This window comes from Pseudoxanthomonas mexicana (assembly GCF_014397415.1).
Classification (GTDB): domain Bacteria; phylum Pseudomonadota; class Gammaproteobacteria; order Xanthomonadales; family Xanthomonadaceae; genus Pseudoxanthomonas_A; species Pseudoxanthomonas_A mexicana.
In genome coordinates this window covers 993351-1014122 of record NZ_CP060731.1, presented here as the reverse complement: position 1 = coordinate 1014122, position 20772 = coordinate 993351, and the positions used below count along the sequence as shown (strand labels likewise).

The window sequence follows — 20772 nt, the reverse complement described above, 5'->3', positions numbered from 1 at the left end:
CCGCAACGGCCGGCCGCGACGATAATTCGCGGGTTTCGCGGTGGCCTTGGGCGCCGCATCAGTCAAGGGTTTCGGAGCTTTAGCATGCGCCACGCTCGCGTTATGGGACTTGCCGGACTGGCCGTGTTGGCCGTGGGCGCAGTCGCTTTTGCACAGACCACCGTGGTCCCGGTGCCGGACAATGCGCCGGTCGAGACCGCGCCGCTCGACATCAACCTGGCCAAGACCACCTGGGGCGATGCCAAGGCCGGACAGACCAAGGCGGCCGCCTGCGCGGCCTGCCACGGCGCCGACGGCAACCCCAGCGACCCGCAGTACCCGCGCCTGGCGGGCCAGAGCGAGCGCTACATCGCCCAGCAGCTGGCGCTGTTCGCCTCCGGCGAGCGCAATACCGGCATGGCCGCGGTGATGGCGCCGTTCGCCCAGACCCTCAACGCGCAGGACATGCGCGACGTGGGCGCCTACTTCGCCACCCAGAAATCCGGTGCCGGCCTAGCCGACGACAGCCTCGTGGCGGACGGCCCGTACCAGGGCATGAAGTTCTATGAAGTCGGCCAGCAGCTGTACCGCAACGGCGACGCCAAGCGCGGCGTACCGGCCTGCATGGCCTGCCACGGCCCGACCGGCGCCGGCAACCCGGGCCCGGCCTACCCGCACATCGGCGGCCAGATGCAGGACTACACGGTCCGTCGCCTGACCGAATACAAGGCCGGCACCACCACGCTGAAGGACCCGGCCCACTTCAACATCATGGCCCAGGTGGCCGGCCCGCTGACCGAGCAGGAAATCCAGGCGCTCGCCAGCTACCTGCAGGGCCTGCACGCCCGCGCCGACGACCTGGCTGCGGCGAAGGCCGGCGGCAAGTAACCCCGCGAACTTCCGCCGCCCCGCGCGGTCGGAAGTGCAAGCTCCTGTTCATTGCGCCGGCCCCACCATGGCCGGCGTTTCTTTTTCCTGCGATGGAGAATGCCGATGGCGTCCCGCCTGCTGCCCGTGCTGATCACCCTGCTGGCCCTGCTGCCGGCCACTGCGCTGGCCGCGGCGCCGGCGCCCGCGCCGCTGGTCGAAGGGCGGGATTACGAAGTGATTCCGGAAGGCACGCCGTTCGCACCGGCCAAGGGGAAGATCGAAGTCGCCGAGGTGTTCGGTTACACCTGCATCCACTGCGCGCACTTCGAGCCCACCCTCGCCGCGTGGAAGAAGACCCTGCCCCGCGACGTCCAGCTGACGCCGGTGCCCGCCGCCTTCGGGGGCTACTGGATTCCCTATGCCCGCGCCTTCTTCGCCGCGCAGCAGCTGGGCGTGCAGACGCGTACGCACCAGGCCGTGTTCGACGCCCTGCACAAGACCGGCGCCCTGCCCATCCAGAACGCCTCGCCCGAGGAGATCGCCGGCTTCTACGCCAGCCAGGGCGTGGACCGCGCCCGGTTCATGGCGGCCCTGCGCGGACCGCAGGTCGATGCGCAGCTGGCCCGCGCCCGCGACTGGGTGGCCGCGGCCGGCGTGGAAGGTACGCCGACGATCATCGTCAACGGCAAGTACCGCGTCATCGGCGGGCGCACCTACGACGACATGCTGAAGATCGCCGAGCGGCTGGTGGCCCGCGAGCGCGCCCGCAAGTAACGATCCCGTCATGGCGGCCTTCGCGGACGCCATGCAGAATGTCCCATTCCCGGCCCGGCCGGCGCCCCTCTTCTCTCGACCCGTTGGAGCACGCGCGATGAAATTCCGCCACGCCTTGATGCTGTCCCTGCTGCTGCCGGTGCTGGCCGCCTGCGGGCCGAAGCCATCCACCGACACCACGCCGACGGGTGATGCGCCGGCCGCCACGGCCCCGGCCGACACCGCTGCGCCGCCGGCCGATACCGCCGCCGCGCCCGCCGATGCCGCCACGCCGTCCACCGACGCAGTGCCGGATGCGGCAACGGCCGCCAACACCAATCCGGTCCTGCCGCCGGAAGGTCCGGCGCCGGTCGCCGGCCGCGATTACGAGGAAATCGCCGGTGGCCAGCCCTACGCCCCCCTCAACGGCCAGGTGGAAGTGGTCGAAGTGTTCGGCTACGTCTGCCCGGCATGTGGTGCGTTCGCACCGCGCATGAGCGCATGGAAGTCCCGGCTGCCGGCCGACGTGCGCGTGAGCTATGTGCCGGTGGCCTTCGGCAAGGCCTGGGAACCCTACGCCAAGGCCTTCTATGCGGCCGAGGCCAAGGGCCTGGTCGACAAGACCCACGACGCCGTGTTCAACGCCATCCACCTGCAGCGCACGCTGCCCGGCGAAGGCAAGCCGCCGGCGGATCCCGCGCAGCTGGCCAAGTTCTACGCCGGCTACGGCGCCGACCCGCAGGAGTTCGTCGCTCTGATGAACAGCTTCGCGACCAACGCCAAGATGGGCCGCGGCATGCAGTTCGCGCAGCGCTCGGGCGTTGCCAGCACCCCGACCCTTGTGGTGAACGGCAAGTACCGCGTGACCGGTGGCCGGACCTGGGACGACGTGCTGCGCATCACCGACCACCTGATCGCGATGGAGCGCGCCAAGCGCTGAGGCGCGGAAGCCCCCACTTCCATGACCGAATCCGCTCCTGCCGCCGCGCGCCGCCTGCGCGTGCTCAGCGCCAACATCCAGGCCGGCTCCAGTACCCGCCGCTATAGCGACTACGTGACCCGCAGCTGGTCGCATGCGCTGCCGGCGGGCAACAAGCGCGGCAGCCTGGACGCCATCGCGCAACTGGCAGGCCAGCACGACATCGTCGGCCTGCAGGAGGCGGATCCCGGCAGCCTGCGCTCGGGCTTCACCAACCAGACCCACTATCTGGCCGAGCGCGCCGGCTTCGATTACTGGACGCACCAGCCCAACCGCAATGTCGCGCGGGTGGCCGGCAGTGCCAACGGCCTGCTCAGCCGGCTGGAGCCGGTCGAGGTCACCGACCACAGCCTGCCCGGCCGCATCAGCGGCCGCGGCGTGCTGATGGCCCGCTTCGGCGAGGGCGCGGAAGGTCTGACAGTGGCCGTGGCGCATCTCTCGCTGGGCGCGAATTCGCGGCGTTCGCAGTTGGCCTTCATCGGCGAACTGCTGTCGGACCATCCCCACGCCGTGCTGATGGGCGACTTCAACTGCGTACCGGATACGCCGGAGATGGACCTGCTCTACAAGCGCACCCGCCTGCGCCCACCGGCGTTCTGCGTGCCCACGTTTCCGAGCTGGCGCCCGCAGCGGGCGATCGACCACATCCTGGTCAGCGAGGGCCTGCGCGCCGACAACGCACGCGCCATGCCCGCCGCCAATTCCGACCACCTGGCACTGGCGATGGACATCGACGTCCCCGGCAACGCGCTGCGCTGAGCAGGCGCATCGTCACTGGCAGCCGGTTGGCTGCACCTTCGAAGTCCGACTTCAGCCGCGCGCCGCCCGCGATCCTGCCCAAGGCGCCAGGACGCGCAGCCAATGCGGCCGCCAGGCCAGCGTCATCGCCACGCCGGCGGCGGCGACGGTCAGGCCCATTACCCAGACCAGGCTGGCCATGCTGGCGTGATCGACGGCCAGGCAGCAACCCAGTGCGACCAGCAGGGCCACAGCGCCGGCGATCCTGAGCGCGCGCGTGGCTGCCCTGGAGAGTGGCGCCATCCCTGCCTGCTGTGCGTGCACGGGCATGGACAGCGCGAGCCATCCCATGCCGGCGACGCTGGCCGACAGCGCCGCCAGCAACAGGAGGGCGGCCGTGACGGACTCAGGCATGTCGCGTCTCCGCAGCCGCCATCGACGACAGCGGATGGGCGACCGCCCGACGGTTCAGCGCGCGCACCGTCAATGCGGCCGCTACGCCGACCGCCAGCAGCGCCAGATCCACGCCAGCCACCGGCCAGTACCCTTCGCCGACCGTGCGCAACAGATGGTCGCCGGTGGTGATCCAGTTCAGCACGGCTGCCAACGGGGCCAGCACGGCGATCGCCACGCACTGCTCGCGCCACGCCGGATTGGCCAGGCCCCGCGCGACCGGCGCGCTGCGCCAGGCCGCATGCAGCAGTGCCAGCGCCCATGTGCCCCAGAACGCATAGCGCTCCCAGTTGCCGCGGGCCGGCAGGTCTTCCGGCAACAGCCGGTTGGCGACCAGGATGCCCAGCGCCGCCAGCACCATGCCGGTCACCGTGGTCACCGCCAGTGCGTCGACCACGCGCGCGCCCTGCTGTCCCTGGCGCGCATGTTGCCGCTTGCGCTTCTCCACGAAGAACAGGAAGCCGGTGGCGATGCACACCGCGCCCAGCAGTCCGCCCAGCACGTACATGCCGCGCAGCAGCCAATGACGGAAGTGCTGCAGATGCAGGCCGGTCAGGAACTCGGCCACGCGGCCGGTCGCCGTGGGCGCGGGGTCCTCGCGGATCAGTTCGCCCGTGGATGCCTTGAAGTGGATGCCGTCGCCCACCAGTGCGATGCGGTCGGTGCCGGCGCGATACACGCTGACGTAGCCGTTCGCGTCGCCCACGTGCTGCAGCACCAGGAAGCCGACGTCGCCGGCCTTGTCGTTCGCCCGCCAGCGGCGCTGGGCTTCGGCGACCATCGCATCCACGTTGGCCAGCCCCGCCGGTATGCCGGCGCGCTGGTGCGGCAAACCGGTTTCGCGCGCCTCCACTTCCGCATGCAGGTCGTGCAGGTCGTGCAGCTGCGTATGGCCCAGCGGGAAGTAGTACGTCGCCGCGAAGATCAGCAGGCCGGTGAAGGCGAAGAAGAAATGGAACGGCAGCGCCACCACGCCGGTCAGGTTGTGCAGGTCCAGCACGCTGCGCAGTCCGCCCTTGCCCGGTCGGAAGGTGAAGAACTCGCGGAATATCTTGCGATGCATCACCACACCGGTGACCAGCGCCACCAGCATCATCAGCGCGGAGAACCCGACGATCCAGATGCCTAGGTTCTTCCAGTCCAGGGTCAGGCCGTAGTGCATCGGATAGAAGAAGCCGCTGCCGACCTTCAGGCGATCGTTCGGCAAGGGCGTGCCGTCGCGCGGGTCGATGGTGGCGTCGGCCCAGATGGCCTCTTCCGGGTCCTTCGCATTCGGTACTTCGTACCCTGCGAACAGCTGCAGCACCGGATCGCGGTGCGTGGTGTACGCGCTCCAGCTGACCACCGTGTCGAATCGGTCGGGCATGGCGCCGTTCACCCGCGGCCGCATCGCATCGACAGTGGCTGGCAGCGGTTGCATGCGCTCGAACGCCGGACGCAGGATCCGCTCGTAGGACGGCATGGGTTGCGGCTCGAAACGCGTGGACGGGATCGCCCAGCGGTCGATCTCGCGGTCGAAGACCGACAGCGCGCCGAAGAAGAACGCGGCCATCAGAACGAAGCCGAGGACCAGCCCGAACCAGGTATGCAGCCAGGCCATCGCCTGGCGGAAGCTCTGCATCACGGCGACGTTCTCCGATTCAGACCAGCAGCGACTGCACGAACGAGCCGGTCGCCGCCAGCAGCGCGCCACCGCCGGCCAGCACCGCCCACACCACCCACAGGCGCCGCGCCGCGAACGTCCACAGGAACACCGCCACGAACGCCAGCACGCCCAGCAGGCTGGCGAGGAACTCGGCGTCATGGAAGCCCATGCCGGCGGCGAACATCAGGCTGGCGCCGGCGGCGATGAAGCCCCAGGTGAAGCCGTAACCACCCAGGATGGCGGCGGCGATGCGGGCCAGCAGGTGCAGGCGCGGTGCGGGGAAGGCGGTGATCGTGCGGGACATGGCGATGGCTCGTGTCTCGATGGGAAGACGACCTGCGGCTCAGAACCGCCAGTTCAAGCTCAGCGTGTAGTGGCGCGGTGCGCCGTAATAGCCGCTGTAGCGCAACGTGTTGATGTACTTCTCGTCCCCAACGTTGTTGACATTCAGGCGCAACGTCGCGTTCGGCACGAAGTCCCAGCCTACGAAGCCGTTCACCACGGCGTAGCTGCCCTGGCGCACGGTGAAGCCGTTGCTCTCGACGTTGGAGATCTCGCTCTGCCAGCGTCCGCCGATACCGTACGACAGCGCCGTGTACGCGGGCAGGCGGCCGCTCACCATGAAATTGGCGGTGCGGCGCGGCACCCAGCGGTACGTGTCGTCGCCGTCCTGTCCGGTCAGCTTCAGCGCGGTGTAGCCGAACACCACGTCCACATGGTCGCTGACCCTGCCGGTGGCCTCGAACTCCACGCCCTTGGACTCGACATCGACGCCTTCGTAGTAGAACTGGCCCTGATCGTTGTAGCCGGCACCGGTAGCCAGGCCCTCCTGCTCGGCGCGGAATACGGCCAGCGTGGTCAGCAGCCGCTTGTCCAGCCAGTCTGCCTTCAGCCCCAGCTCGTAGTTCGAGCCCTTGGTCGGATCGAGGTAGACGCCGTCCGCATCTGACTGGCTCTGCGGCTGGTAGATGTCCGAGTAGCTGACATAGCCCAGGAGATTGGGGGTGAAATCGAACGTCAGGCCGGCGTAGGGGCTGGTCTTGCGTTCGGTCTGGTTGAACGGCACCGCGTAGTTGACGCCATCGCGGTGATACTCCGCCCAGTTGAAGCCAACGACGGCCTTCAGGCGATCGGTCAGCGACAGACGGGTTGCGCCATAGGCGCGCTTCAGGCGCTCGTTCAGTGTGCTGTAGACGGACAGGTCGCCCCAGACCGGCTCCGGGATGTAGTCGCCCGGCCAGGGAAACGCCGGCATGGGGATATAGCCGCACTGCGCACCGTCGCACAGCGCACCGGCATACTGGCTGCTGACGGTTTCACTCATCGACCAGCTGATGCCGAACATCGCCTCATGCTCACGACCCAGCATCTGGAAGCGGCCATTGAAGGTGGCCGACAGCAGATCGGCCGTGAACGTGTCAGCACCGCCCCACGGATAGCCCTGCAGACCCATGCCCGTCACGGGATCCATGCCGGCGCCGTCTAGATCGGTGGCGTAGAACAGCCTTTCGTCGTTGCGGATGTCGCGGCGGTTGTAGGACAGCTTCAGCTGCCAGTCCTGTCCCAGCTGGTGCGCGTACTCGACGAAGCCGGTCTTGGTGGTAGTGTCCCAGTACGTCCAGTCCTGGGTGGTCGACGCACCGCGATCCCATTCGGCCTGCGTGCCGTCGCTGTACATGAAGCCCAGCGCGCCCCACATGTTGCCGTCGGTCCTGCCCTGCTGCCAGGAGTAGCCGAGCGTCAGCGTGCCGTTCTCGCCGATCTGGCCATCGATCACACCGTAGAGGAAGTCGCGCGTGTCGTCCTTGCCGCGCAGGTAGGACTCGCCCTCCTCGTGCGCGGCCACCACACGGCCGGCCCAGGTGCCGTTCTCGGTGAACGGCGTGGAGTAATCCACTTCCGCCCGCGTCGTGCCCCAGGAACCGTAGCTGATGCCGGCCGAACCCTGCGCGTCGTTGGTCGGGCGCTTGCGTACGTAGTTGATGGTGCCGGCGGCGTTGCCGACGCCGGTCAGCAAGCCGTTTGCACCGCGGATCACTTCCAGCTTCTCGTAGCCGAACGTGTCCTGGGTGCCGGTGACGATGCCCCAGCTGTTGGGCAGGCCCACGCCGTCGATCTGGGTATTGGCGATATCGAAGCCGCGCGCAGTGAAGTTGGTGCGGTTGGTTTCCCACTCCTCCACCTGGATGCCGGTCGTCAGGCGCAGGGCTTCGTTGAGACTGTCCGTGCCGAACTGCTGCATCTGTTCGCTGCTGACCACGCTGATCGACTGCGGCGTTTCCTTGATGGCCAGGTCCAGGTTGGTGGCGCCGTTGCTGACCCGGTTGGCACGCTGGCCCACCACCAGAACCGTATCCAGGTCGGTGGCGCTGGCGCTGCCTTCGGGCGCATCCGCCTGCTGCGGCGAGGCCAGCGCGGCGGCGGACAGGCACATGACGGCCAGGCCGATCGCGGCCTGCAGTCGGCCCCGCGACAGGTGCGCAGGCAGGGTACGACGGGGGGAAGAAGGCGGGCAGAAGGACGACGAGCGGTGCATGGGGGACCTGAGGGGAGACGTGGCAGAGGGGGCCCGGCGCTCCGCCCGCATGGCGCGCGGCGGCAGGCACGAACCCGACGCGCCACATTAAATGCGAATGAGTCTCATTTTTCAACCCGTCCGACAGCCCATGCCCCCGCGACCGCTCGTCGCGCCTTGCGCCAGCCGAAAGCAGGAGAGCCGCCCGTAGGCGGCTCTCCCGTGCAGCAACCACGGGTGATCTTCAGAACCGGTAGTCCGCGCTCACGTACCAGAACGCACCCGGCAGGTCGTACGTACCGGCGTCGTAGCCATTGAGCGAGCAGGTCACGCACACCGGCGGCTCCTTGCCGAACACGTTGTTGGCACCCAGCGACAGCTTCAGGCCGTTCAGCGCGAAAGCGTCCTTCCAGCCGAACTGCACGTCGTTGTAGGTGGTCGAGCCCAGCGTGTTGACGCCCTCGTCGTTGAGGCAGCCCGGCACGGCGGAGATGACGGCGTTGCCGCAGTCCTCCTTCACCGCACTGATGTAGCGCACGTTCCAGGTGGCATCGAAATGGCCGCGCTTCCAGCCCAGCTGCAGGTTGCCCTGCCAGCGCGGGATGGCGCTGTCGGAGACTTCCCAGCCCACCTGCCGCTGCGAACGGTTGCCGTCGATATCCACCGCCTCGTAATTGAAGACGGTCGTGGCCTGCAGTGCCGCGGTCAACACTCCCCAACCCCAGTCCGGACTGGCCCAGTTGACCTTCACGTCCAGGCCATCGGTCTCGATGGTCGCCAGGTTGTCCAGGAAGTTCTCCGGCGGATTGAGGTTGCCGCTGCTGCCGCGGGTGAACGGCGAGCACAGCGCCGGATCCTGGCCGCCGGCCGCGAGGCAGGCATTGAGCAGCGCCTGGATGTCGCGCGGGGCGATCGCATCATCGATCTTGTGGTGGTAGTAGCTCAGCTCGAAGTCCAGCTTGTCCGACCACGACAGCCCCTCCGCCCAGCCCGGGCTGTACACCACGCCCACCGTGTAGCTGTCGGATTTCTCGGGCGAAAGATCCGGATTGCCACCGGTGAAGGTGGTGATCTGCGTGTTGGCCTGTTCGAAGTTGTTCGGCACGCCCTGTGCCACGCACGCGGCTTCCAGTCCCGCCGAAACGCCGTCGGTGGTGTCCACCACTGGCGAACCGGTCGGACCGCACGGGTCGACCAGCGTCGCGCCGAACTGGGTCAGGCCGTACAGCTCACCCAGGTTCGGCGCGCGGAAGCCCTGCGAGTAGGTGCCGCGGAAGACCAGATCCTCGATCGGCTGGAAGCGGAAGCCCAGCTTGCCCGTGGTCTCGCTGCCGAAGGTGGAGTAATCGGAGAAGCGCACCGCGGCACTCAGGTCCAACGAGGCTAGCACGGGGAAGTTGAACTCGGTGTAGACCTCGCTGACGTCGTAGTCGGCCGACACCGGCGCAGCGAAGGAGTCCTGCGATTCGCCCGTCTGGCGCAGCGGATCCGGGTTGAACTCGCCCTTGTAGCGGCGATGCTCCACGCCGGCCGCGAACTGCGCCATGCGGTCGCCGATGCCGAACAGGTCGCCGGTCAGGTTGGCCGACGCGATGTCCAGCACCTGCTTGCTGCTGTCGATCTGGCGCGTGCGGATCCAGTCGATCATTTCCTGCGTCATCGGCCGGCCCTGACCGCCGAACAGGTCCAGCGGCACGCAGCCGGGCACTGCCGCGCAGACCGTCGGGTCGCCGAGCGCCAGCGCGATGTTGGCCATGTTGTAGCCATTGAGGAACACCTGTTCGGCCTTGTTCTCGGCATGCACGTAATTCGCATCCCAGCTGAAGCTGCGGTCGCCGAGGTTGAACACCCCGTCCAGGCCGAGGTTGAAGTAGGTGGTGTCCACATCCTGGTTGAAGATGCGCGGGCCGACTTCCACCGGGCGCTTGGTGATCCAGCCGAAGTTCTGCCCGGGGATCAGGTCGATGCCGAACGGGTTGTACGGATTCGCCGCCGAAATCATGATGGTGTCGGCGATGCCGCCGGTGCCTGCGTACGGGCCCACGAAGATCGGTTCCGGCGCGGCCTGGTTGGCGGACTGGCGGTTGTTGTAGAGCATCTTCGCGTGCAGGCGCACGTTGTCGGTCAGGTCGACGTTGACCGAACCGAACATCGACTTGCGCTTGCTCGGCGTCAGCAGCAGGTTGTACGGCGCGAAGTTGAAGCGGTCGGCCCCGGTGAAGTCGTGGTACGTGCCGGCCGAGGGGTCGGCCGGGTTCCAGACCGGCGTGGTGGTGCCGTCGTCCAGGGCCAGGTCGTAGAAGAATTCTTCGCTGGGCGTGCACGATCCATAGCTGCCCACCGGCCGCGCCGGATCGCAGAACGTGAAGCGGCCCTGCGGGATCGCCGAGCTGCCGGCGGCCAGACCCGCGCCGGGTTCCGGCCATGCGGACTGCTCCCAATCCGCTGCGCTGATGCGCTTCTGCTCATAGTAGCTGGCCGAGAACACGCCACTGAAGCGCTCGCCGCCACCGCCCAGCGTCAACGAGGCCTCGGTGGTCTCGCCGCCGCGGCTGTATTCGCCGTAGTAGGTGTGGACCTCGACGCCTTCGAACTTCTTGCGGGTGATGATGTTCACCACGCCGGCGATGGCGTCCGAGCCGTAGATGGCCGATGCGCCGTCCTCCAGCACTTCGATGCGGTCGACGATGGACAGCGGGATGGTGTTGAGGTCGGCGCTGCCACTGACGCCCGACGCGGACGACTCATTCACCCAGCGGATGCCGTCCACCAGCACCAGCACGCGCTGCGAGCCCAGATGGCGCAGGTCGACCTGCGCGGAGCCGGCGCCAATGCCGCCGCCGTCGGAGGGATAGCCGAAGTTGCCCGAGGAATTGAACTTCGCGTTCAGCGCCTTGCCGCCTGCGGTGAGCTGCTGGAGGATTTCGCCAACGCTCTGCACGCCCGTCTGGGCGATCTTCTCGCGGTCCAGCACAAACACCGGCTGCGCGGTCACCGCATTGGTCTGCTTGATGCGGCTGCCGGTCACGGTGACCGTATCGAGGGTGGTGGCTTCCTGCGCCACGGCCACGGCGGGAATAGCGAGGAATACGGCAATCTGGATGGCCGAAGCCAGTTTCTTGCGGCGTGCTTTCATGGATGCTCTCTCCGGAGGGACGGGCCGCCCGGCCGATGCCGGGCGTCGTGCGCCTTCGTTGTAAAGAACCCGTAAAACACCTACAACGGAAACAAGTCACCGTTTCGAAAATGGTAACGGAGATTATCTTGGAGTAAATGTATATACCAAGAGTTTCTACACGCTGACGTCACAAGCATTAACACGTAAATGCATGTAGATAATGTGCTGTCAGCCGCTGGCCAGGATGGCGATGCCCATCATCACCATGAACGCGGCGAACACCTGTTTCAGCGCCTTGCCGCCTATGCGATGGGCCAGCCTGGTGCCGTAGGGCGCGGCCAGCACGGAGGCGATGGCCACCCCGATGGCGGCGGGCAGGTAGATGTAGCCCACGGCATGCGCCGGCAATGCGCCGGCGGGCGCATGCAGCGCATAGCCCGCCGCGCTGGCGATGCCGATGGCCACGCCGCACGCGCTGGAGGTGCCCACGGCACGCACCGGCTGCACGCCGCGCCACACCAGCAGAGGCACGGTCATGCTGCCGCCGCCGATGCCGACCACCGCCGATACCGCGCCGATGACCGAGCCGGCCGCGCTGATGCCCACGCCACGGGGCGCAGGTACGCCTCGTCCTTCCGGATGCGCGCGGCCACCGAACACCATCTGCGCCCCCGCGATGAAGCAGTAGCCGGCGACGATCCAGCGCAGCACCCGGTCGTCCAGATGGACCGCCAGGCCGCTGCCCAGCCAGCCGCCCAGCAGCAGGCCCGGCACCATCCACGCCACCGTCGGCCACAGCACACTGCCGCGGCGATGGTGCGCGTACGCCGACGAGGATGCGGTCAGGATGATGCTGGCCAGCGAACTGGCCAGCGCCGCATGCATCGCGGCCTCCTTCGGAATGCCGTGCAGCGGCAGTATCCACGCCAGTGCCGCCACCAGCACCAGGCCTCCGCCGATGCCGAGCAGGCCTGCCAGGATGCCGGCCACCACGCCGAGCACGGGGAACATCCACACACCTTCCAAGCCTCACCTCGACGTCGTGTCCATCTACAGGGACGTTCAGCCGGCATGGGTATAGTCCCGGCATGGTCCGCATTCCCCTCATCGTACTCGCTGCCGCCACCGCCCTGTGCCTGTCCGTACGCGCTCACGCGCAATCGCTCGAGGCCCAGCGTCCCGCATTCCGCACTGCGCTCGCCAACGCCGAAGCGGGTCGCCTTGAACCCGCCAGCTCGGCCGCACTGGCGCGCCATCCCCTGTCCGGCTGGCTGGAGTTCGCGGCGCTGCGCCACGACCCTGACGTCGTGACGAGCGCGCAGGCCAGGGACTTCCTGCGCCGCCACGACGGCCAGGCGGTGGCCGCCCAGTTCCGCACCCTGTGGCTGGCGGCCCTCGCCCGGCGCCAGGAATGGCCGACCTTCCTCGCCGCCTGGCAGCCCACCGACAGCGTGGCGCTGCAGTGCGCCCACCTGCAGGCGCGCCAGGCCACCGGACGCCTCGATGCCGCATGGACGGAACAGGCGCAGGCGATCTGGCGCAAGGGTGCCAAGTCGCTGCCCGACGGCTGCGACCCGGTGTTCAACGTGCTCGCCACCCAGGGCGGCCTTCCAGCGGCGCTGCGGTGGGAACGCATCGAAGCCGCGGCCGCCGAGCGCCAGACCGGTGTCATGCGCAGCGCCGCACGCGGCCTGCCGACGGATGAAGCGGCGCTCGCCAATGATTACGCCGCCTTCATCGATGCCGTCCATCCGCGCGCGCTGAACTGGCCGAAGACCGACCGCAGCCGACGCATGGCCGCGCATGGACTGGCGAAGCTGGCGCAATCCGATCCGGACACTGCCGAACGCCTGCTGCCGCAGTACGCGGATGCATTGGGCATGGGCGACACCGAGCGCGGCCAGGTGCTGTACCAGATCGCCCTGTGGACCGTCGCCTCGTACGGACCGGATTCCGCCCGCCGGCTCGGCAACGTGCCCGAATCGGCCTACGACGAGCGCCTGCACGAATGGCGCGTGCGCGAGGCGATGTCCCGCGGCGACTGGCCGGCGGCGCTCGCGGCGCTGCGGAAGATGCCGCCGTCGCAGCGCAACGATTCGCGCTGGCGTTACTTCGAGGCGCGCATGAGCGAGAAGACCGGCGATCGCACGGGCGCGCAGCGCCTGTTCCGCGAGGCCGCCACCAGCCCCACCTTCCACGGCTTCCTCGCCGCCGACCGACTGGGGCAGGACTACGCGCTGTGCGCCTGGATCCCCCGTGATCCGCCCGACGCCAAGCAGACGGTGGCACGCGACCCGGCCATCGTGCGCGCGATGGAACTGTGGCAGCTGGAGCGCCCGGGCTGGGCCACGGCGGAATGGAACGAAGCGCTGTCGCGCTTCAACGATACCCAGCGGCGGATCGCGGTGGAGGTGGCGCGCGACAACGGCTGGTTCGACCGCGCCGTGTTCTCGCTGGGCAGGCAGCCCGACGAGCAGCGGCTGTACGAACTGCGCTTCCCGCTGCACCACGGCGACACCATCCGCCGCGAGGCGGCCCGGCATGCCATCGACCCGGCCTGGGTCGCCGCCGAGATCCGCGCCGAGAGCATCTTCAATCCGAAGGCACGCTCGGGCGCGAACGCGATGGGCCTGATGCAGGTGCTGCCCGGCACGGGCGCGGGCGTGGCCAAGCGGCTGGGCATTCCCTATGCCGGTGCGTCCAGCCTGTACGACGCGGACACCAACATCGCCATCGGCACGGCCTACCTGCGCGAGATGGAAGACAAGTATGGCGTGCCCTATGTCGCCATCGCCGCCTACAACGCCGGGCCCGCACCGACGGCACGCTGGCAGTCGCAGCGCCCCGGTTTCGATCCCGACCTCTGGATCGAGACGATCAGCTACAAGGAAACGCGCGAATATGTGGCGCGCGTGCTGGCCTTCAGCGTGATCTACGACTGGCGCCTCAACGGCAATGCGTTGCCGGTGAGCGACCGGATGATGGGGCGCGTGCAGGCCAAGCGCAAAGCGTTCACCTGCCCCACCGCGCAGATGCCGAAGAGCTGAAGCCGGCGATGCCTGCCGTGGGAGCGGCGTAAGTCTCGATGGCGCAGGTCGTGCTGATTCGCGGCCACGCTGCCACAACCGCTCACCGCAGACAGTGATGTTGCCGATCCGGCATCATGGCGGCATGAAGACCTATCTCGTCGGCGGCGCGGTACGCGACCGGTTGCTGGGCCTGCCGCCCGGCGATCGCGACTGGGTGGTGGTAGGCGCCACCCAGGCCGGGATGGAAGCGCGAGGCTTCAAGGCCGTGGGTCGCGACTTCCCGGTGTTCCTGCATCCCGATACCGGCGAGGAGTACGCGCTGGCGCGGACCGAACGCAAGAGCGGGCGTGGCTATCGCGGCTTCGTCGTCGATGCCGATCCTTCGGTGACGCTGGAAGAGGATCTGCAGCGGCGCGACTTCACGATCAATGCGATCGCGCAGGCCGACGATGGCACGCTCGTCGATCCGTACGGCGGCGCGCGCGACATCCAGGCTCGCGTGCTCCGTCATGTGGGCCCGGCTTTCGTCGAGGATCCCCTGCGGGTGTTGCGCGCCGCGCGCTTCATGGCGCGGTTCGCCCCGTTGGGCTTCACCCTCGCGCCGGAAACGGTGGCGCTGATGCGTACGATGGTCGACAGCGGCGAACTGGATGCGCTGGTGCCCGAGCGCGTATGGCAGGAACTGCAGCGCGCACTGGCGTCCACGCGGCCATCGGCCTTCCTGTCCACGCTGCGCGACTGCGGTGCGCTGGCCGTCGTGCTGCCCGAAGTGGATGCGCTGTACGGCATACCCCAGCGCGCGGAATACCACCCAGAGGTGGATACCGGCATCCATCAGGAAATGGTCTGCGACATGGCGGCGCGGCTCGCGCCGGGCGACGCGCGGATCGGATTCGCCGCACTGGTGCACGACCTGGGCAAGGCCTTGACGCCCGCCGACGTGCTGCCGAAACACATCGGCCACGAGCATGCCGGCGTAAAGCCGGTGATCGCGCTGTGCGAGCGGCTCAAGGTCCCGGTCGATCATCGCGAACTGGCGGTGATGGCCTGCCGGGAACACCTCAACGTGCACCGCCTGTTCGAGCTGCGCGATGCCACCGTGATCGAACTGCTCGCTCGCTGCGATGCGTTCCGCCGGCCGGAACGCATTCCCTGGCTGGCCACGGTCTGCGAGGCCGACAAGCGCGGTCGCGGCGGCCAGGAGGCGGCCGACTATCCCCAGGGGCGCGCCCTGGTCGACCTGCACCGCGCCGCGCTGCAGGTCAGCGCACGCGATGTGGTGCGGGAAGGCATGACGGGGGTGCAGATCGGTGAGGCGCTGCAGGCCGCCCGGGTGGCCGCCGTCCGGGAGCGACGGCGAGCGGACAGCTGACGGACGGTCGCGATTTCGGCTCACATTCAACGCGCGCCGGAGGTATGGTGGCGACGCGGCCGGGGAGGCCGCACCCTGCCACCCTGCGAAGGACCCGTCATGGAACGCATGCGCCTCCTGCTGTCCGTCTGCCTCGTCGGTACCGGGCTGTGGAGTGTCGACGCCCGCGCCGACGACTACGTCACCTGCGAGAGCCGCAACGACCGCTACCAGCGTTGTCCGATCGCGACCGCCGGCTACGTCACGCTCGACCGGCAACTGTCCGGCGCGTCCTGTACGCAGGGCCGCACCTGGGACTACAGCCGCCGCGAGATCTGGGTGGACGACGGCTGCCGTGCGACGTTCCGCGTGCATACCGGTTCGTCGGGACACCACGACGACCATGACGCCAAGGTCGCCGCAGGCGTGCTGATCGGGGCCGCCATCCTGGGCGCCATCGCGCACAACGCGAACAAGCACGACGACCGCTACCAGGGTGCGCGCCATACCTCGTACGTGCCATCCTGGATGGTCGGCAGGTTCGAGGGCTACAACGCGGTCTATGACCGCGACGTCACCCTGACCATCGATGCCGATGGCCGTGCCACGGCGCGCACGCGCGACCAGACCGTCGACGGCTGGATCAACGAGGGTCGCCTCAACGTGGGCAACGCCGTGTTCGACGTCGACCAGACGCGCGACGGCCTGGTGACCACCCAGGTGGGCGACCGCCACAACGAGGTACGTTATCGCCGCGTGCGCTGAAACGGCGCGGCGTTACGGGACGGGCTTGCAGCTGAGCTTGTTGCCGAAGAAGTCGACGCTCGCTTCCCCCTGGTGCTCCCAGTATTCGATGCCGACGCGGCCGTACTTCGCGCCACTGGCCGCCGGCTGCGGAAACACGATCGCCTGGTCGTTGCCCCAGGTCATCACCGCCGCCTGCGGATCGATGTCGTTGTAGTACACCATGGTGAACGGCTTGCGGTTGTCGCTGCAGCGGTACTCCACGGTCTTGGGAACGACCCGCCCGGGCGCGCCGATCGCCAGTTCCACCAGCCGGGTCCGGTACGCCTCCAGCACGCACAGGCGCAGGTCGTCCGCCTTCCAGCACGCGTCGCGTTCCTTCACCCACCCGCGCTGCACGGCCGGGTCTGCGTCCGTGGCCTGGGCGTAACGCGCGGCCAGCTGACGATCCAGCGCCGCCAGTTCGGCATCACCGCAGACCAGCTTCTCGGCCGCGCTGCCCGCCCTGGCGCAATCGAAGGAGGGCGGTGCCAGCGCGGGCCCAGTGGGTGAAGCGGCCGATGGCACCTTCGGCGACATTGCCGGCGGCGGCTCAGCCGGCACGGCGGGCGGTGGAGGCGGCGTCGGCGTGCAGGCCACCAGCAGGATGAAGGCAGGACACGACAGCGGCAGCTTCATGGCGATGCGCTCGACTCGGTGGCGACGGGCCATGCTACCGCCATCCGGACGAAAGTCCGCGTCAACGCGACAGGCGCAACCGGCTGATCGTGCCGCGCCCCGGCGCGGACTGGATGGACAGGGTCCAGCCCAGGTGTTCGCACAGGCGGGCCAGCAGATCCAGGCCGATGCCGCCGCCTTCGCGGCCGCCGCCGCGGGCCATCTGTGCGTACAGCCGACTGATGTCCTCCGGCGTCATGCCATGGCCGGGGTCCTGCAGGGTGACGGTGGCGTCGGCATCCAGCCGCACGTGGATCTGGCCGCGATCGCTGTTCTCGATCGCGTTGCGCAGCAGGTTGCCGATCGCGGCCTGGACGATGTGGAGCGGAGCGGACACGCTGCAGGGCTGCAGGTCGTCGACGATCACCTGCAGATCCTTGCCGGCCAGCAGGTGGCGATGGTCGTCGATGATGTCGGGCAGCAGTTCGTGCAGCATCACCACGTCGCTGCTGCGCGACAGGCGCGCGGGATCCTTCGCCAGCGTCAGCAACAGTGCGATCAGGCGCTCGACGTCGCGCGCGGTGCGATGGATGCGCTGGACCTGCTGGCGCGCCGGCGCCGGCAGGTCCGGCTGCTCCAGCGCCAGTTCGCTGGCGCCTGCGATGATGGCCACCGGCGTGCGCAGCTCATGGCTGGTGGTGTCGATGAAGATGCGCTCGCGCTCGACGAACGCTTCATGCCGACGCAGGTAGTCGTTCAGTGCGCCGGCGATCACCACCAGCTCGGTGGTCGCTTTCTCGGGCACCGTGATCCGCTGCCCGGTCCTGTCCGGCGACAGTGTGCCGATGTCCGCCGCAAGCCCGGTCAACGGACGCAGCGATCGACGCAGGCCCCAGGCCACCAGCGCACCCATCACCACCACCAGGGTGATGGCCAGTCCGAGCACGATGAGCGTCAGCGTGTCTTCCTGCGATTCGAGTTCGGTGATGTCGAGCACCAGCGTGTACTTCACCCCCTGCACGGTGCGGACAAGCACCAGTACCTCGCGGTCGCCGAGCATCAGCTCGTCATGGATGCCCTCCGGCAGGCTAACGACTTCGGGCGGCAACGGACGCGCATCGGTGGAGGCGTACAGCTGCAGGTCGTCGGTGTCGCTCCAGCGATAGCGTGGATCGTCGGCGCGGCGCTGCAGGTGGTGCTCAAGCTCGGTCTTCAGCAGCGAATCCCAGACCAGCCGCTCGGCGATTTCGTTGACCAGGAAGCCATGCAGCATCACCGCCGCCGTCAGCAGCAGGGCATAGCCGCCCAGCCACATCAGGATGTGCGCGCGCAGGCTGCGCCTGACCCTCACGCGTCCCCCGATGCGTGCGGCACGGCCAGCCGGTAGCCGGTCCGCGGCAGCGTCTGGATCAGCTTCACCGGAAACGGGCCGTCCACGCTGCGGCGCAGTTCGTAGATATGCGAGCGCAGCATGTCGCCGTCGGGCGGATGGTCGCCCCATAGCGCATGTTCCAGCTGCTGGCGGGTGACGGCAGCCGGGCTGGCCTGCATCAGCGTTTCCAGCAGCTTGCGACACGCCGGGTACAGATGCAGCGGCTGGCCGGCGCGCGTGGCTTCCAGCGTGGCGAGGTCGAGCTTCAGGTCGTGCACCTCCAGCACCTTGCGGCGCTGGCGGCCATGCACACGCGCCATCAGCGCCTCCAGCCGCACTTCCAGTTCCGGCAGCGCGAAAGGCTTGGTCAGGTAGTCGTCCGCGCCGGCACGAAAGCCGGCGATCTTGTCGGGCAGCTCGTCGCGCGCGGTCAGCATGATCACCGGCACGTCCGAGCCGTGGTCCTCGCGCAGACGGCGCAGGACCTCGGGCCCTTCCAGGCGCGGCAGCATCCAGTCCAGCACGATCGCGTCGTAGGTCTGGGTGCTGGCCAGGTGCAGCCCGGTGAGGCCATCCGGGGCGGCGTCCAGGGTGTGTCCGCGCGCCTCGAAATAGTCGAAGAGGTTCGCCACCAGACTACGGTTGTCTTCGATGACCAGCAACCGCATCGGCGGATACCCAGCTGCGCGTAGGGGACCCGCAGTCTCGCAGGCCGGATGTCGAAGCGCCGTCGGAGTTCCGACGGTTCTCTTACGCGCCATGATCCACCATCATGCGTTCCGCTGCAGGCCACCGCGAACGCCGATGACCCCGATGCACCTCCGCAACGCCCCCCGCTGGCAGACCCCGCTGCTGCTCCTGCTGATGGCCTGGGCGCTGCTTGCCGGGCTGGGCATGCGCGAGCCGATGCCGGCCGACGAACCCCGCTTCGTGCTGGCGGCACGCACCATGGTGGAGACCGGGCAGTGGCTGTTCCCCCACCGGGGCATCGAGCTGTATGCCGAGAAGCCGCCCGTCTTCATGTGGCTGCAGGCCGCCAGCTACCTGCTGGTCCGCGACTGGCAGGTCGCCTTCCTGCTGCCGTCGCTGCTGGCGGCCCTGCTGACCCTGTGGCTGAGCGGCGACCTGGCGCGCCGGCTGTGGGGGCGCCATGCCGTGCCGTACGCGGTGTTCGGCCTGTTCGTGTGCCTGCAGTTCGCGCTGCAGGCCAAGCGCGCCCAGATCGACATGGTGCTGGTGGGCATGACCACGCTGTCGCTGTGGGCGCTGCTGCGCTACCTGCTGGAGAAGCCGAGCCCCTGGCTGCTCGCCCTGGGCACCTTCGCCGCGGGCCTGGGCACGGTGACCAAGGGCGTGGGCTTCCTGCCGCTGCTGGTCTTCATCCCCTGGCTGTGGGTGCGGCTGAAATCGCGGCAGGCGCTGCCCCCGCATCGCGGCCTGCATGCGCTGGCAGGCCTGGCGGGCTTCATCGCGGGCGCGGGCGTGTGGCTGGTACCGATGCTGTCGGTCGCGCTGACCTCGGCCGATCCCGCCCTGCACGCCTACGCCCGCGAGATGCTGTTCAAGCAGACCGGCACCCGCTATGCCAACGCCTGGCACCACGTGAAGCCGGCCTGGTACTACCTGCAGACGATGCTGACGCTCTGGCTGCCGGGTGTGCTGCTGGCGCCCTGGCTGCTGCCCGCCTGGTGGCGGCGGGTGAAGCGCGTGGACGCACGCCATGCGCTGCTGCTGGGCTGGGCACTGCTGGTGCTGGTGTTCTTCAGCGCCAGCCCCGGCAAGCGCGAGGTCTACATCTTCCCGATGCTGCCGGCGCTGGCGGTGGCCGCGGCGCCGTTGTTGCCCGGGCTGCTGCGCCGACGCGCAGTGCGCGCGACGCTGTGGGCCTACATGGCGGTGCTGGTGGTGGTGGCCGGCGCATTGGGCGCGTGGCTGCTGGCGGCACCGCCTGAACGCCTGCAGTCGCTGGTCGAGGGCCGCGGCATGGACATGGACACCGTCGCCCAACTGGGCCGGTGGCTGGTGGGTTTCGCGATGGTCGCGGCGGTGGCGATGTTCGCCATAGCGCGTGCCTCCCGCCACCGCGTGGGGGTGGCCCTGGTGACCGTCACCGCCGCCCTGTGGACGGCCTACGGCATGGGCTTCATGCCGGCGCTGAGCCCCGACAGCTCCGCCCAGGCGCTGATGCAGCGCGTGGGACAGCGGATCGGGCCGGACGCGGAGCTGGCCATGCTGGGCTGGCGCGAACAGCACCTGCTGCAGGCGGACCGCCCCGTCACCGACTTCGGCTTCAAGCAGCCGTGGGTGGACCAGTGGCAGCACGCGCATGCCTGGTTGCTGGAAGCGCCGGAGCGTCGCTGGCTGTTCCTGCGCAAGGAAGCCATCGGGCCCTGCCTCGATCCGGCGAAGGTCGTCGACATCGGCGCTTCCAACCGGCGCGCATGGATCCTCGCGCCCGGCGACGCATGGCGAGAAGGCTGCGATGTGCCGGCCGACTGGTCGGCCGATGTCAGTGAAGACTGAATCCGCAGCAACGGCGCACGCGCGCGAGAATCATTCGCGCGCGTTT

Annotated in this window: 17 protein-coding genes; 8 read left to right on the top strand and 9 right to left on the bottom strand. The window is 68.7% G+C overall.

The features are described from left to right. Positions 1–84: 84 nt before the first annotated feature. The 4 genes from IAE60_RS04590 to IAE60_RS04575 all read left to right on the top strand — a co-directional run bounded on the left by IAE60_RS04590 (position 85) and on the right by IAE60_RS04575 (position 3340). Positions 85–867 carry a c-type cytochrome gene (locus IAE60_RS04590; protein ID WP_185894839.1) on the top strand — a complete coding sequence of 261 codons (783 nt, stop codon included), beginning with the start codon at positions 85–87 and terminating at the stop codon, positions 865–867. A gap of 105 nt (positions 868–972) precedes the next feature. Next, entirely contained in the window at positions 973–1623 is a 651-nt protein-coding gene (locus IAE60_RS04585) for a thiol:disulfide interchange protein DsbA/DsbL (protein WP_187574035.1), read from the top strand. Between the two features lie 97 nt (positions 1624–1720). Continuing rightward, a complete protein-coding gene (locus IAE60_RS04580; RefSeq protein WP_187574034.1) occupies positions 1721–2542 on the top strand; it encodes a thiol:disulfide interchange protein DsbA/DsbL in 822 nt (273 codons plus the stop codon). A 21-nt stretch (positions 2543–2563) separates the two neighbouring features. Beyond that, on the top strand, positions 2564–3340 hold the full coding sequence (locus IAE60_RS04575) for an endonuclease/exonuclease/phosphatase family protein (RefSeq protein WP_187574033.1): 777 nt from the start codon (positions 2564–2566) through the stop codon (positions 3338–3340). Between the two features lie 51 nt (positions 3341–3391). On the opposite strand, the gene IAE60_RS04570 is transcribed toward IAE60_RS04575, so the two are convergent. The 6 genes from IAE60_RS04570 to IAE60_RS04545 form a co-directional block, all read right to left on the bottom strand. Continuing rightward, positions 3392–3733 (bottom strand): DUF3325 domain-containing protein, encoded by a 342-nt coding sequence (locus IAE60_RS04570; RefSeq protein WP_187574032.1) that lies wholly within the window; start codon positions 3731–3733, stop codon positions 3392–3394. After that, entirely contained in the window at positions 3726–5393 is a 1668-nt protein-coding gene (locus IAE60_RS04565) for a PepSY-associated TM helix domain-containing protein (RefSeq protein WP_244966704.1), read from the bottom strand. The genes IAE60_RS04570 and IAE60_RS04565 overlap by 8 nt, the downstream gene beginning before the upstream one ends. 19 nt (positions 5394–5412) lie before the next feature. Continuing rightward, positions 5413–5721 (bottom strand): iron uptake protein, encoded by a 309-nt coding sequence (locus IAE60_RS04560; RefSeq protein ID WP_187574030.1) that lies wholly within the window; start codon positions 5719–5721, stop codon positions 5413–5415. A 39-nt stretch (positions 5722–5760) separates the two neighbouring features. After that, positions 5761–7953: a TonB-dependent siderophore receptor gene (locus IAE60_RS04555; protein WP_244966657.1), complete on the bottom strand. Its 2193-nt coding sequence runs from the start codon at positions 7951–7953 to the stop codon at positions 5761–5763. Positions 7954–8176: 223 nt separating this feature from the next. Then, entirely contained in the window at positions 8177–11068 is a 2892-nt protein-coding gene (locus IAE60_RS04550) for a TonB-dependent receptor plug domain-containing protein (protein WP_187574029.1), read from the bottom strand. 210 nt (positions 11069–11278) lie between these two features. Further along, a complete protein-coding gene (locus IAE60_RS04545; RefSeq protein WP_244966656.1) occupies positions 11279–12061 on the bottom strand; it encodes a sulfite exporter TauE/SafE family protein in 783 nt (260 codons plus the stop codon). Between the two features lie 77 nt (positions 12062–12138). Here IAE60_RS04545 and IAE60_RS04540 point away from each other — a divergent pair, with 77 nt between their 5' ends. From IAE60_RS04540 to IAE60_RS04530, 3 genes are all read left to right on the top strand, one after another. Then, on the top strand, positions 12139–14097 hold the full coding sequence (locus IAE60_RS04540) for a transglycosylase SLT domain-containing protein (RefSeq protein ID WP_187574027.1): 1959 nt from the start codon (positions 12139–12141) through the stop codon (positions 14095–14097). Between the two features lie 124 nt (positions 14098–14221). Continuing rightward, the gene (locus tag IAE60_RS04535; protein ID WP_187574026.1) at positions 14222–15451 is read left to right on the top strand and encodes a multifunctional CCA addition/repair protein; all 1230 of its coding nucleotides are present in this window, start codon (positions 14222–14224) and stop codon (positions 15449–15451) included. Between the two features lie 99 nt (positions 15452–15550). Then, a complete protein-coding gene (locus IAE60_RS04530; RefSeq protein ID WP_244966655.1) occupies positions 15551–16195 on the top strand; it encodes a DUF3011 domain-containing protein in 645 nt (214 codons plus the stop codon). 12 nt (positions 16196–16207) lie between these two features. Here the strand turns inward: IAE60_RS04530 and IAE60_RS04525 are convergent, their stop codons facing one another. Genes IAE60_RS04525 through IAE60_RS04515 form a run of 3 tightly spaced genes read right to left on the bottom strand, consistent with a single transcriptional unit; the run spans position 16208 to position 18871 of the window. Continuing rightward, complete coding sequence (locus tag IAE60_RS04525; RefSeq protein ID WP_244966654.1) at positions 16208–16885, bottom strand: MliC family protein; 678 nt, start codon at positions 16883–16885, stop codon at positions 16208–16210. A gap of 28 nt (positions 16886–16913) precedes the next feature. Further along, positions 16914–18146, bottom strand: coding sequence for a sensor histidine kinase (locus IAE60_RS04520; RefSeq protein ID WP_187574665.1), 1233 nt, complete (start codon positions 18144–18146; stop codon positions 16914–16916). Positions 18147–18178: 32 nt separating this feature from the next. After that, positions 18179–18871: a response regulator transcription factor gene (locus IAE60_RS04515; protein ID WP_187574025.1), complete on the bottom strand. Its 693-nt coding sequence runs from the start codon at positions 18869–18871 to the stop codon at positions 18179–18181. Positions 18872–19007: 136 nt separating this feature from the next. Between IAE60_RS04515 and IAE60_RS04510 the strand changes: the two genes are divergently transcribed. Further along, positions 19008–20726, top strand: a complete 1719-nt coding sequence (locus IAE60_RS04510) for an ArnT family glycosyltransferase (protein ID WP_185894831.1) — start codon at positions 19008–19010, stop codon at positions 20724–20726. Positions 20727–20772 lie beyond the last annotated feature (46 nt).